Annotated in this window: 11 protein-coding genes; 7 read left to right on the top strand and 4 right to left on the bottom strand. The window is 71.9% G+C overall.

What is annotated here, in order from left to right:
• Positions 1-12: 12 nt before the first annotated feature.
• Positions 13-468: a monooxygenase family protein gene (locus FHY05_RS07720; protein WP_183943794.1), complete on the top strand. Its 456-nt coding sequence runs from the start codon at positions 13-15 to the stop codon at positions 466-468.
• A gap of 204 nt (positions 469-672) precedes the next feature.
• Here FHY05_RS07720 and FHY05_RS07715 read toward each other — a convergent pair whose 3' ends face one another.
• Positions 673-1,755 (bottom strand): PA0069 family radical SAM protein, encoded by a 1,083-nt coding sequence (locus FHY05_RS07715; protein WP_183943793.1) that lies wholly within the window; start codon positions 1,753-1,755, stop codon positions 673-675.
• Positions 1,756-1,810: 55 nt separating this feature from the next.
• Between FHY05_RS07715 and FHY05_RS07710 the strand changes: the two genes are divergently transcribed.
• A complete protein-coding gene (locus tag FHY05_RS07710) occupies positions 1,811-2,146 on the top strand; it encodes a VOC family protein (RefSeq protein ID WP_183943792.1) in 336 nt (111 codons plus the stop codon).
• Between the two features lie 22 nt (positions 2,147-2,168).
• Here FHY05_RS07710 and moaB read toward each other — a convergent pair whose 3' ends face one another.
• The 3 genes from moaB to FHY05_RS07695 are packed head-to-tail and all read right to left on the bottom strand — an operon-like array spanning position 2,169 to position 5,253.
• The gene (gene moaB / locus FHY05_RS07705) at positions 2,169-2,696 is read right to left on the bottom strand and encodes a molybdenum cofactor biosynthesis protein B (RefSeq protein ID WP_183943791.1); all 528 of its coding nucleotides are present in this window, start codon (positions 2,694-2,696) and stop codon (positions 2,169-2,171) included.
• Positions 2,693-4,522 carry a lytic transglycosylase domain-containing protein gene (locus FHY05_RS07700; RefSeq protein ID WP_183943790.1) on the bottom strand — a complete coding sequence of 610 codons (1,830 nt, stop codon included), beginning with the start codon at positions 4,520-4,522 and terminating at the stop codon, positions 2,693-2,695. Before FHY05_RS07700 ends, moaB begins: the two co-directional genes overlap by 4 nt.
• Positions 4,519-5,253 carry a uracil-DNA glycosylase family protein gene (locus tag FHY05_RS07695; protein WP_183943789.1) on the bottom strand — a complete coding sequence of 245 codons (735 nt, stop codon included), beginning with the start codon at positions 5,251-5,253 and terminating at the stop codon, positions 4,519-4,521. Before FHY05_RS07695 ends, FHY05_RS07700 begins: the two co-directional genes overlap by 4 nt.
• 129 nt (positions 5,254-5,382) lie before the next feature.
• Here FHY05_RS07695 and FHY05_RS07690 point away from each other — a divergent pair, with 129 nt between their 5' ends.
• From FHY05_RS07690 to recA, 5 genes are all read left to right on the top strand, one after another.
• Positions 5,383-7,041, top strand: a complete 1,659-nt coding sequence (locus FHY05_RS07690; protein WP_311732406.1) for an electron transfer flavoprotein-ubiquinone oxidoreductase — start codon at positions 5,383-5,385, stop codon at positions 7,039-7,041.
• Positions 7,042-7,323: 282 nt separating this feature from the next.
• Positions 7,324-8,958 carry a tetratricopeptide repeat protein gene (locus FHY05_RS07685; protein ID WP_260181386.1) on the top strand — a complete coding sequence of 545 codons (1,635 nt, stop codon included), beginning with the start codon at positions 7,324-7,326 and terminating at the stop codon, positions 8,956-8,958.
• Positions 8,955-9,809, top strand: coding sequence for a 4-(cytidine 5'-diphospho)-2-C-methyl-D-erythritol kinase (locus FHY05_RS07680; protein ID WP_409321647.1), 855 nt, complete (start codon positions 8,955-8,957; stop codon positions 9,807-9,809). The genes FHY05_RS07685 and FHY05_RS07680 overlap by 4 nt, the downstream gene beginning before the upstream one ends.
• Complete coding sequence (locus FHY05_RS07675; protein ID WP_183943788.1) at positions 9,806-10,513, top strand: enoyl-CoA hydratase/isomerase family protein; 708 nt, start codon at positions 9,806-9,808, stop codon at positions 10,511-10,513. Before FHY05_RS07680 ends, FHY05_RS07675 begins: the two co-directional genes overlap by 4 nt.
• Positions 10,514-10,617: 104 nt before the next feature.
• On the top strand, positions 10,618-11,691 hold the full coding sequence (gene recA / locus FHY05_RS07670; protein ID WP_183943787.1) for a recombinase RecA: 1,074 nt from the start codon (positions 10,618-10,620) through the stop codon (positions 11,689-11,691).
• Positions 11,692-11,781: the final 90 nt, after the last annotated feature.

Genomic DNA, 11,781 nt, shown 5'->3' with positions numbered 1-11,781 from the left:
AGGGAGGTGGTGATGCAAGCGGAGGTAGCGCGGCGCGTGACGGTGGACGTGTCGGCCTGGCCCGACATGGTGATGGTACTGCTCGGCTTCCGCGTCGGCGCGCTGCGGGGCTTGCCCTCCTTCCTGTCGATCGGGCGCGGGCTCGCCGCGATCCGACGCTCGCCGCCCAACGGGCTGCTTCACAGCGACGGCGCGCTCTACGGCTGGAACCATGTCGGCATCCGACAATATTGGCGCGACCTGGAGAGCCTGGAGGCGTTCACCCGCTCCGATCCGCACGGCGGCTGGTGGCGCACGTTCCTGGCCGATCGCCACGGCAACGGCTTCTGGCACGAGGCCTATGCAGCGCGTGGCGGAATGGAGGCGATCTACGTCGACATGCCCGAGCCGCCGGGAGCGGGCGCCTTCGCGCCGGTCGTGGCGGCGCAGGGAAGGCTGCTGTCGAGCCGCGGGCGGCTCGGACGGTAGAGGGCGCCGATCGCCAGGCGCCACCGCGCTCCGGCGATCGCCGGAGCCCGGGACCGTCAGGGCAACGTGCTTGGCTCTGGGCTCCCGCTGTGGCGGGAGCCCGACGATCAAAACGTGTCGGGTGATGCGGACGCCGCGACGGCCGCGGCGTCCGCATCACCCGACGCTTGCTCGAAGCTCGATACCGGAACGACGAGGGCGATCTCAGAACAGCTCGCCCTGCGCCCCCGCCGGCGCACGGAAGAGGTCACAGCGCAGGTCGAGCCGGCGCCGCTCGTCGCTGAAGCCGGCGCGCGCGCGTGCGATGCGGAAGCGCGTGCGCAGCAGCTCGGCCCAGGGCCCCTGGCCGCGCATCCGCTCGCCGAAGCGAGGGTCATTATCCTTGCCGCCGCGCAGGCTCTGGATGATCGCCATCACCTTGGCGGCGCGCTCGGGATAATGCTCGTCGAGCCAGGCGCGGAACAGCGGCGCCACCTCCCATGGTAATCGCACCGGTATGTACGATACCCCCAGCGCGCCCGCCGCGGCGCTGGCGGCGACCACCGCCTCCACCTCCTCGTCGGTGATCGCCGGGATCACCGGGGCCATGTTGACATAGGTGGGCACGCCCGCGTCGCTGAGCTGCCGCACCGCGGCGAGCCGCCGCGCCGCCGCCGGCGCGCGCGGCTCGATCGTCATCGCCACGCGCGGGTCGAGCGAGGTGACCGAGATCGCCACCGCGACGAGCCCCTTGGCGGCCATGGGTGCGAGCAGGTCGAGGTCGCGCACCACCCGATCCGACTTGGTGGTAATCACCAGCGGGTGATCGCAGGCGGCGAGCACCTCGATCACCTCGCGGGTGACTCGCCACTCGCGCTCGATCGGCTGGTAGGGATCGGTGTTGGTGCCCATCGCGATCGGCGCGCAGCGATAGTCGCGCCTGCCGAGCTCGGCGCGGAGCAGCGCGGCGGCGTCGGGCTTCGCGAAGAGCTTGGTCTCGAAGTCGAGCCCGGGCGAGAGATCGTGGAAAGCGTGGCTCGGCCGCGCGAAGCAGTAGATGCAGCCGTGCTCGCAGCCGCGATACGGATTGATCGAGCGATCGAACGGCACGTCGGGCGACTGGTTGCGCGTGATGATGGTCCGCGCTCGCTCGACCGTGACGGTGGTGCGCGCCGGAGCAGCGGCGCCGTCGATGGTAGGGCGCGAGTCGAGCCAGTCGCCGTCCTCCTCCGCTCGCGGCAGGTTGAAGCGCGTGCTCGCCGCGTTCAGCGTGGCGCCGCGAACGGCTCTGAGCTTTCGTTCGGCCATTGCGCTGGCCTATTGGAAAGCGTAGAACATAGCAAGAACGGAGCGGGGGGATCAGATGGCGCGGCTCGACTATCTCGAACTGCCGGTCGCCGACACGACCCGCGCCAAGGCCTTCTATGGCGCGGCGTTCGGCTGGTCCTTCGCCGACTACGGGCCGACCTATGCGGCGACGACCAGCGGCGACACCGACATCGGCTTCCAGGCCGATCCCGCGGAAGCGTCCTCGGCCGCGTTGCCGGTCATCGCGGTCGACGACCTGGAGGCGGCGCTCGCGGCCGTGGCGGCGGCGGGTGGGCGGGTGACCAAGCCGATCTTCGCCTTTCCTGGCGGACGGCGTTTCCACTTCACCGATCCCGACGGTCACGAGCTCGCGGCAGTGACGGCCGGCTAGTTCGTCGCTCGCTGAACGCCGCTCAGCGCTCGGTCAGCCGCGGCATGAGCTCGACGAAGTTGCAGGGGCGGTGGCGAATGTCGAGCTGGCTGGCGAGGATACCGTCCCACGCGTCCTTCACCGCGCCGGTCGAGCCGGGCAGCGCGAAGACATAGGTGCCGCGCGCGACACAGGCACAGGCGCGGCTCTGCACCGTCGACGTGCCGATCGACTGGTAGCTCAGCCAGCGGAACAGCTCGCCGAAACCGGGGATCATCTTGTCGGCGACGCGCTCGATCGCCTCGGGGGTGACGTCACGCCCGGTCACGCCGGTGCCCCCGGTGGTGATGACACAGTCGACACCCGCGTCGTCGATCCAGCGGCCGAGCTGCGCCACGATCGAGTCAACGTCGTCGCGCAGGATCGCCCTCTCGGCGAGCGCATGCCCCGCCTCGCTCAGCCGCGCCACCAGCGCGTCGCCCGACCGGTCCTCGGCCAGCCCGCGCGTGTCGGAGACGGTGAGCACCGCGATGCGCACCGGCACGAAGGCGCGCGTGAGGTCGAGGCTCATCGCTCGGCGTGGGTCGTCGACTGCGCCGCGACCGTGCCGTTGATCGCGATCGCGGTGACGGGCGACTGCGACGTCATCCGCACCGCGCTGTCGCCGGGAAGGCCGGGGAAGCGCGGCCACATGCCCTGCGCCAGCGCGACCCGGCTGGGGCTCTTCGCCTTGCCACCGAGCGACTCGTACATCCAGTAGTTGCGCAGCACCGTCACCACATAGCCGCGCGTCTCCCAGAACGGGATGCTCTCGATGTAGAGCAGCGGGTCGCCGCCGTCGCGCACCAGCGCGTTCCACTCACCGACCGGCTTAGGTCCGGCATTATAGGCGGCGATCACCTTGGGCAGCAGCCCGCCGGTGAGCCCCATGTCGCGCAGCTTCTCGATGTGGCGCTGACCGATGTCGATGTTGGTCGACGGGCGCGCCAAGGCGTCCTGGTCGATCGCGACGCCGCGCTCGCGCATATAATCGGTCGCCGCGGCGGGCATGATCTGCATCAGCCCGAACGCGCCGGCAGGGCTGCGCACCTTGTTGCGAAAACCCGATTCCTGAAGCGTGTGCGCGTAGACCAGCGCCTTGTCGATACGCCATCCGGTATCGGGCGTCCAATTGGGCATCGGGTAACGCGTGTCGGCGGTGGCGACCACGCCCTGCGGCATGTTGTGCGCGAGCCACACCGTCGTCGCGGGCAGGTCGAGCGTCTCGCTGATGTGGACGAGGCTGCCGAACTCGGCCGGATCGCCGATCCGTGCCTGCTGGCGCACGACCGCGTCGGCGCGCTCGCCCTCGCCGAGCTCGGCGAGCGCGGCGGCGACGCGGACGTTGGGACGACGCTCCAGCCGCGCCCATTCCTCGCTCACCAGCTCGGGGCGGACACGCTCGACGGGCAGCCCGAGCGCCTGGCGCGCCAGCAGCCCGTAGAAGGTCTCCTTATACTGCGCCGCGGTCTTGAGCCGCGCCTCGACGCGGTCGGGCCGGCCGCACGCCATGTCCGAGCGCGCCGCCCAGTAGAGCGCGGTGGCGCGCAGGTCGGTGTCGGTCGCGCGCGCGGCGACGTTCTCGAAGTCCACCAGCGTCGCGGCGCAGTCGTGCTGGCGCCACGCCGACAGCGCCTCGGTCCAGCGGCCGTGGAGCGCCCACTCGCCGCTGCCCGCCGTCGCCTTGGCCGCCATCGCGCGCGCCTGCGGGTCAAGCCCCTGGAGGAAGTAGATCCAGGCGATACGCGCCTGCCACTCGGTCTCCGCCTCGGGCGAGAGACCGTCGGTCGATTCGAGCAGCGCCTGCGCCTCGGCGCCCATGTCGGCCTTCACATAGGGCTGCATGCGCTGGGCGAGATCGGCGGCGACCTGGTCGCTGCGGGTGGCGCGGGCGCGGACGCGCGCCGGGGCGCCGTCTTGCCAGACCAGCCGCTGCGCGCTCGGCAGCGCCGGCAGGTCCGCGAAGCCGCGCGCGCTCGCCAGCCGCATCAGCGCCTCGGCCTGCGGCAGCTCGGGCGCCTCGGCGATAAGCCGGGTCAGCGCCTCGTCGCTGACGCGCGGCGAACCCTTGGCGAGCACCAGCTCGGCGCGCGCATAGGCGTGGAGCGGCCCGCTCGCCATCGTGTCGAGCGTGATCTGCGCGTCGCTCCAGCGCCCGTCGCGGATCGCGGCGAAGACCGCGCGATAGCTTGAGCGCTGCTCGGGGGTCAGCTGCGCCGGGATCCCAGCGGTCTTAGCGGTCGCGACCGTCACGGGGGGCGGCGCGACCGGGGCGGGCGCGGGCGCCGCCGAGGCCATGGCGGGGAGGGCGGCGACGAGCGCGGCGGTGGCGGCCAGCGCGGCGCGGCGGAGGCTCATGACGCGATCTCCCCGGTGAGCATGAGCAGGTCCTTCCAAGTCTCGGCTTTGGCGGCGGGGCGATCCAGCAGGAAGCGCGGGTGATGGGTCGCCACGACGTGCGTGATACTGCCCTGCTTATGGTTAATCAGGTGCGTACGTCCCCGCGCGTCGGCGACGCTCATCGCCAGCAGCGCACGGCTCGCCGCATCGCCCATCGCGAGCAGCCGCTTCGGCGCTGCCAGGGCGACATGGTGGCGCGCGATTTCGCCGAGCCGGTCGGCGATGTCGCGCGGCACGCGGCCGGTCGTCGGGCGGCGCGTGCAGACCGAGGCGAGCGCGGTGTCGGCGCGCGAGCGGCCGATGGCGGTGAGCATCCGATCGAACAGACGCCCGGTGTCGCCTTCCAGCAGCGTCTCACGGTCGTCGCGCTCCGGGCAGTCGACGAAGACCATCAGCTCGGCGTCCTGCGGCCCGCTCGCGGCGATCGCGGCGCCGCCCCAGCGCGCTTCGGGCGCGTCCTCGCCGAGCCGCCACGCCGCGAACGCCTCGCGCGTGTCGGGCAAGGCGGCGAGCGCGGGGGCGCTCGCCGGCGCGACGGGAGAGGGGAAGGCGAGCGGCGCGGCGGTCTCGACCGCCGCGAGCCAGTCGAACGGCGCGTCCTCGACGAGCGTGTCGACCCCCGCCTCGCGCCACCAGTCGAGCGCGCTCGCCGCGATCTTGGCCCAGTCGTGATTCTGGTCTGCCCCCATGAGAGCATCATAGGATCGCGGTTGACGTGAGCGTCAACTTTCTGGCACCGCCGGCCCGATCAGCCGTTGCGGCGATACGACGAGTGCCCGCGGTGAGGCGGCGCCGGGCGCTCCCGAGGAGAAGATGACGTGAGCGAACGCGAGTCCATGCCCTATGACGTGGTGATCGTCGGCGCCGGGCCGGCGGGCCTGTCGGCGGCGATCCGGCTCAAGCAGGTCGCCGCGGAGAAAGGCGCCGACGTCTCGGTCTGCGTGCTCGAGAAGGGCTCGGAGGTCGGCGCGCACATCCTCTCCGGCGCGGTGATCGACCCGCAGTCGCTCGACGAGCTGCTGCCCGACTGGCGTGAGCAGGGCTGCCCGCTCGCCGAGGTGCCGGTCACCGAGAACCTCCACTGGGTGCTGACGCGCAAGGGCAAGTTCACCCTGCCGCATCTGTGGACCCCGCCGTTCCTCCACAACAAGGGGACCTATACCGGATCGCTCGGCAACCTGTGCCGCTGGCTGGCGGGCAAGGCCGAGGAGCTGGGCGTCGAGATCTTCCCGGGCTTCGCCGCGGCCGAGATCCTGTTCCACGACGACGGCAGCGTGAAGGGCATCGCCACCGGCGACATGGGCGTCGCGCGCGACGGCACGCACAAGCCCGACTATCAGCCCGGGCTCGAGTTGCACGCGAAGTACACCTTCTTCTCAGAGGGTTGTCGCGGGCACCTCTCGAAGGAGCTGATGCGCCTCTTCGACCTGCGGCGCGACTGCGACCCGCAGGTCTACGGCCTCGGCGTCAAGGAACTATGGGACATCGATCCCGAGCTCCACACGCCCGGCAAGGTGATCCACACCCAGGGCTGGCCGCTCAGCGAGACCGGGTCGAACGGCGGCGGCTGGATCTATCACCAGGCCAACGGGCAGGTGAGCATCGGCTTCGTCACCTGGCTCAACTACAGCAATCCCTATGTCTCGCCGTTCCAGGAGATGCAGCGCTGGAAGACCCACCCGGCGGTGGCGGCGCTGCTCAGAGGCGGCAAGCGGGTGAGCTACGGTGCGCGTGCGATCAACGACGGTGGGCTCCAGTCCATCCCCAAGCTGATCTTCCCTGGTGGGGCGCTGATCGGTGACAGCGCCGGCTTCCTCAACGTGCCGCGGATCAAGGGCACGCACACGGCGATGAAGAGCGCGATGCTCGCCGCCGAGGCGGCCGTCGACGCGATCGTGTCGCAGCGGGCGGGCGACGAGCTGGTCGCTTATCCCGAGGCGTTCGAGCGCAGCTGGGTGAAGAAGGAGCTGTCGATCGTCCGCAACGTCGTGCCGCTGGTGAAGCGCTTCGGTGACCTGATCGGCTCGGGGCTGGCGGGCGTGACGATGTGGCTCGAGTATCTCGGGCTCCGCATGCCGTTCACGCTGCACCACCATCCCGATCACGAGACATTGTGGCGCAAGGATCTCGTCAAGAAGATCGACTATCCCAAGCCCGATGGCGTGCTCACCTTCGACCGGCTCTCCTCGGTGTTCCTGTCCAACACCAATCATGAGGAGGACCAGCCGGTCCACCTCACGCTGAAGGACCCGACCATTCCGGTGGCGTACGACCTCCCGCTCTACGACGAGCCGGCGCAGCGTTACTGCCCGGCCGGCGTGTACGAGATCGTCGGCGAAGATGTCGGTGACCCCCGGTTCGTGATCAACGCGCAGAACTGCGTCCATTGCAAGACCTGCGACATCAAGGACCCGACGCAGAACATCAACTGGGTCGTGCCGGAGGGCGGCGGGGGGCCCAACTACCCGAATATGTGACGGAACGGAGGGCCGGCGCGCGCACTTGCCCCCGGCTGCCGTGATCCCGGCCTCGATCCGTTATCCACGGAGCGGCAGACACAACGGCCGTGGTCGTCCGCGGCGCGACGGGATCCCGGGTCACGCCCGGGATGATGAAAGGTCTCGCAAGGTCGGACCAAGTCGGGGTGAGGGAGGCGGGGAGTGCGCCGCCTCTCCCTCGCCCTGCCGTTATCCCCACCGCGCGCAATAAACCCTGGCGGCGGGGTTGACGCGACCGCGCCCGAGCCGCGACAGCGGGTCATGCGGTTCAGCCCTCCCGGTCTCGCCTCCGCCGCGCTGCTGGTGCTGCTCGCGCCGCACGCCGCCGCGGCCGCGACGGGTGATCTCGGCGCGTACATGAAGGCGCGCGCCGCCGCGGCGGACGGTGAGGTCGCCGCCGCCACCAGCGACTATGCGCGCGCGCTCGCCGCCGCGCCAGACAACGCCGTGGTCGCGGTGCGCGCCTATCGTGAGGCGGTGCGTGCGGGTGACCTCGCGCTCGCCGACCGCGCGGCGGCGTCGCTCGCCGACCAGGGCGTCGCCCCCGCCGATGCCGCCCTGCTCGCGCTCGCACGCGCCGCGCGCACCGGCGACCGGGTCGCGGCGGCCGCCGCGATCGAGCGGCTGCGCGACGATCAGCTCCGCATCCTCGCCGCCCCGCTCGCCGCCTGGGCCGCGCTCGACGCCGGCGGCGACCCGTTCGCGCCGCTCGCGCGCGCGCCCACCGACGCGGTGTCGCGCCGCTTCGTCGAGGAGACCCGTGCGCTGCTGCTGATCGCCACGGGCAAGGTGGTGGACGGCGAGGCCGCGCTGCGCCCGCTGCTCGGCAACGATCTCGCCAGCCAGGACCATCGCGTCGCCGCCGCGCGGCTGCTGCTCGGTCGCGGCGACGGACAGGCTGCGACGCAGCTGCTCGCCGCGGGCGGCGAGTCCGCGATCACGACGCTGCGCGCGGCCGCGACCGACCCGGCGCTCGCCCAGCGCTACGGCGCGACGCCGTCGCTGGCGTTCGGCGCCTCCTACCTGTTCACGCGCGTCGCCTCGGACCTGGCGATCGGCGCGCCCGGGCCGCTCACCTACACGCTGCTCCAGGCCGCGCTGCGCGCCGAGCCGGGCAACGACCGGGCGCGCGTGCTGCTCGCCGGCGTGCTCGCGCGCGACGACGCGGTCGACCGGGCGCTCGCGGTGCTCGACGCGGTGCCGCCGACCAGCCTCTACGCGCCGATCGCCGCGACCGGCCGGGTCCAGCTGCTCGCCGACGACGGCCGCGACGCCGAGGCGCTCGCCGCGGCGCGCGTGCTGGGCGCCGCCCCCGACGCGGCGACCGAGGACGTGCAGCGGCTCGCCGACCTCAACGTCCGGCTCGGCCGCCCCGCCGAGGCGGTGCCGCTCTACCGGCGGCTGATCGATCGCGCTGGCCCCGCCGCCGATTGGGCCGACTGGCTGCAGTACGGCGCCGCGCTCGACGAGGCGAGGCGCTGGGACCAGGCGCGCCCCGCGCTGGAGCGCGCCGTGAAGCTGGGGGCGAGCGAGCCGCTCGCGCTCAACTATCTCGGCTACGCACTGGTGCAGCGGCGCGAGCGGTTGAGCGACGCGCAGAAGCTGCTCGAGCGCGCCGCCGCGCTCAAGCCCGACGATGCCGCGATCGCCGACTCGCTCGGCTGGGCGCTGCTGGTGCGCGGTCAGCGCGCGCGCGCGCTGCCACTGCTCGAACGCGCCGCGCTCGGCGATCCTGCCAACGCCGAGATCGGCGAGCATCTCGGCGACGCGTATTGGACCGCGGGGCGGCGCTACGAGGCGCGCTACGCCTGGACCGCGGCGCGTCAGGCCGCCGACGCCGACGTCGCCGCGCGGCTCGACGCGAAGATCGCGCGCGGGATCGAGGCGCTGCGGTGAGCGTCGCCGTCGATGCTGCGGTGTTGGTCGAGCCGGCACCGGCCAAGCTGAACCTCGCGCTCCACGTGCGCGCACGCCGCGCCGACGGCTATCACGCGCTCGAGACCCTGTTCGCCTTCGCGCGCGACGGGGATGTGGTGACGCTCGCACCGGCCGAGCGCGACAGCTTCGTCGCCAGCGGCCCGTTCGCCGCAGTGATCGGGGACGACGCCGACAATCTCGTCGTGCGCGCGCTCGCCGCCTTCCGTGCCGCTTTCGCCGTGGACGAGCGCTACGCGGTCACGCTCGACAAGCGCCTGCCGGTCGCCTCGGGGATCGGCGGCGGCTCGGCCGACGCGGCGGCGACGCTGCGGGCGCTCGCGCGGCGCCACGGCGTCGCCGGACACGACGCTCGGCTCGACGCGGTGGCGCGGGCGCTCGGCGCCGACGTGCCCGCCTGCCTGCTCGGCCGCGCCGCGCTGGGGACGGGTCGCGGCGACGATCTGGTGCCGATCGCTGGGCTGGGTGATCGTCCAGCGCTGCTCGTCAACCCGCGCGAGAAGGTCTCCACCGCCGCGGTGTTCGCGCGCTGGGACGGCGTCGACCGCGGCGCGATCGGAACGGGGGACACACTGGCGCGCGCGCTGGCGGGACGCAACGATCTCCAGCCCGCCGCGGAAGCGATCGCGCCCGTGGTGCGCGACCTGCTTCGGACGCTGGCGGATCAGTCCGGCGTGATCCTCGCGCGGATGTCGGGCTCGGGCGCCACCTGCTTCGGGCTGTTCGACGACGTCGCCGCACGCGACGGCGCGGCGCGCGCGATCACCGCGCAGCATCCCGGCTGGTGGCAGCTCGCGACCGCCGTGGGATGATCGCGCTCACCCTCCTCGACGATGTCGCGATCGTCTCGATCGAGCGGCCGGACGCCCGCAACGCGCTGCCGACCGGCGCCTGGCGGGCGCTCGCCGCCAGCCTCCAGACCCTGCCGACGCGCGCACGCGCGCTGCTGCTCCGCTCGGCGGTGCCGGGCGTCTTCTGCGCCGGTGCCGACCTCGCCGATCTCGCGCGACTGGTGGAGGATGTCGATGCTCGGACCGAGTTCCGGCGCGCGCTCGAGGATGCCGTCGGCGCGCTCGCCGCGCTGCCGATCCCGACCGTCGCGGCGGTCGAGGGAGGCTGCTTCGGCGCGGGCGTGGCGCTGGCGCTCGGCTGCGACCTCATCGTCGCCACGCCGGCGGCGCGTTTCGGCATCCCGCCGGCGCGGCTCGGGATCGGCTACCCCGCCGGCGACGTCGCGCGACTGGCGCGGCGGATCGGCCGCGCGCAGGCGGCGCGGCTGCTGTTCACCGCCGGCTCGATCGACTCGGCCGAGGCGCTGCGCATCGGGCTGGTGGACATGATCGGCGACGCGGCCAAGCTGATCGACGAGATCGTGCGCAACGACGAGACCGCGCTGTGGCTGCTCAAGCGCACGCTCGACGATCCGCTCGACGAGTCGCTCGACCAGGCTTTCGAGGGTTCATTCGGCAACCCTCGCTTCGCCGCCGGCGTGGCGCACTATCGCGACAAGGCTTGATATCGCGGCAGAGTTCTCTACTTGTTCTCTCAGAACAAAGAGAATACAAGATCGCGGTGCGTTGAACGCGACGCGCGGTTGCTCTAGCGAAAGGGTCCACGGCAATGGCCGCCAAACTTCAGGTGATCGATACCGGCATGGCTACCGCGAACGCAGACCGTCAGAAGGCGCTCGACGCCGCGCTGGCACAGATCGACCGCGCCTTCGGCAAGGGTTCGGCGATGAAGCTCGGGCAGAAGGAGACGATGCAGGTCGAGGCGATCTCGACGGGCTCGCTCGGGCTCGACATCGCGCTGGGCGTCGGTGGGCTGCCGCGCGGCCGCGTGATCGAGGTGTACGGGCCGGAGAGCTCGGGCAAGACGACGCTGGCGCTCCACGTCATCGCCGAGGCGCAGAAGAACGGCGGCACGGCCGCCTTCGTCGACGCCGAGCACGCGCTCGACCCGGTCTATGCCAAGAAGCTCGGCGTCAACATCGACGAGCTGATCGTGTCGCAGCCCGACACCGGCGAGCAGGCGCTCGAGATCACCGACACGCTGGTGCGCTCCAACGCGATCGACGTGCTGGTGGTCGACTCGGTCGCCGCGCTGGTGCCGCGCGCCGAGATCGAGGGCGAGATGGGCGACAGCCACGTCGGCCTGCAGGCGCGGCTGATGTCGCAGTCGCTGCGCAAGCTCACCGGATCGATCAGCCGCTCGCGCTGCATGGTGATCTTCATCAACCAGCTGCGCATGAAGATCGGCGTGATGTACGGCAACCCGGAGACCACGACGGGCGGCAACGCGCTCAAATTCTACGCCTCGGTCCGGCTCGACATCCGCCGCACCGGTGCGATCAAGGATCGCGACGAGGTGATCGGCAACGCCACCCGCGTGAAGGTGGTCAAGAACAAGGTCGCGCCGCCGTTCAAGCAGGTCGAGTTCGATATCATGTACGGCGAGGGCATCTCCAAGATCGGCGAGATCCTCGACATCGGGGTGAAGGCCGGATTGGTCGAGAAGTCGGGCGCCTGGTTCTCCTATGACTCGGTGAGGATCGGGCAGGGGCGTGAGAACGCCAAGACCTTCCTGCGCGAGAACCCCGAGATGATGCAGCGGCTGGAGAAGGCGATCCGCGCGCGCACGGAGCAGGTCGCCGACGGCATGATGGCCGGGCCGAGCGAGGACGACGACATCTGATCCGCTCGGTTACCGAGCGGCGCGCGCGCGGCGGTGGCATCGGCGGTCGAGTGGTGCCGCGATCCGCTCGTACCCGTCGCCGAGTGGTCG

Source organism: Sphingomonas sp. BK580, assembly GCF_014194975.1.
GTDB lineage: Bacteria > Pseudomonadota > Alphaproteobacteria > Sphingomonadales > Sphingomonadaceae > Sphingomonas.
This window is presented reverse-complemented; position numbering and strand designations above follow the sequence as displayed.

Excerpts from the sequence above, each read along its gene's own strand:
- FHY05_RS07695 (WP_183943789.1), bottom strand. The coding sequence starts at position 5,253 with ATGGGGGCAGACCAGAATCACGACTGGGCCAAGATCGCGGCGAGCGCG.
- FHY05_RS07715 (WP_183943793.1), bottom strand. The coding sequence starts at position 1,755 with ATGGCCGAACGAAAGCTCAGAGCCGTTCGCGGCGCCACGCTGAACGCG.
- FHY05_RS07700 (WP_183943790.1), bottom strand. The coding sequence starts at position 4,522 with ATGAGCCTCCGCCGCGCCGCGCTGGCCGCCACCGCCGCGCTCGTCGCC.
- recA (WP_183943787.1), top strand. The coding sequence starts at position 10,618 with ATGGCCGCCAAACTTCAGGTGATCGATACCGGCATGGCTACCGCGAAC.
- moaB (WP_183943791.1), bottom strand. The coding sequence starts at position 2,696 with ATGAGCCTCGACCTCACGCGCGCCTTCGTGCCGGTGCGCATCGCGGTG.
- FHY05_RS07710 (WP_183943792.1), top strand. The coding sequence starts at position 1,811 with ATGGCGCGGCTCGACTATCTCGAACTGCCGGTCGCCGACACGACCCGC.
- FHY05_RS07675 (WP_183943788.1), top strand. The coding sequence starts at position 9,806 with ATGATCGCGCTCACCCTCCTCGACGATGTCGCGATCGTCTCGATCGAG.
- FHY05_RS07685 (WP_260181386.1), top strand. The coding sequence starts at position 7,324 with ATGCGGTTCAGCCCTCCCGGTCTCGCCTCCGCCGCGCTGCTGGTGCTG.
- FHY05_RS07720 (WP_183943794.1), top strand. The coding sequence starts at position 13 with ATGCAAGCGGAGGTAGCGCGGCGCGTGACGGTGGACGTGTCGGCCTGG.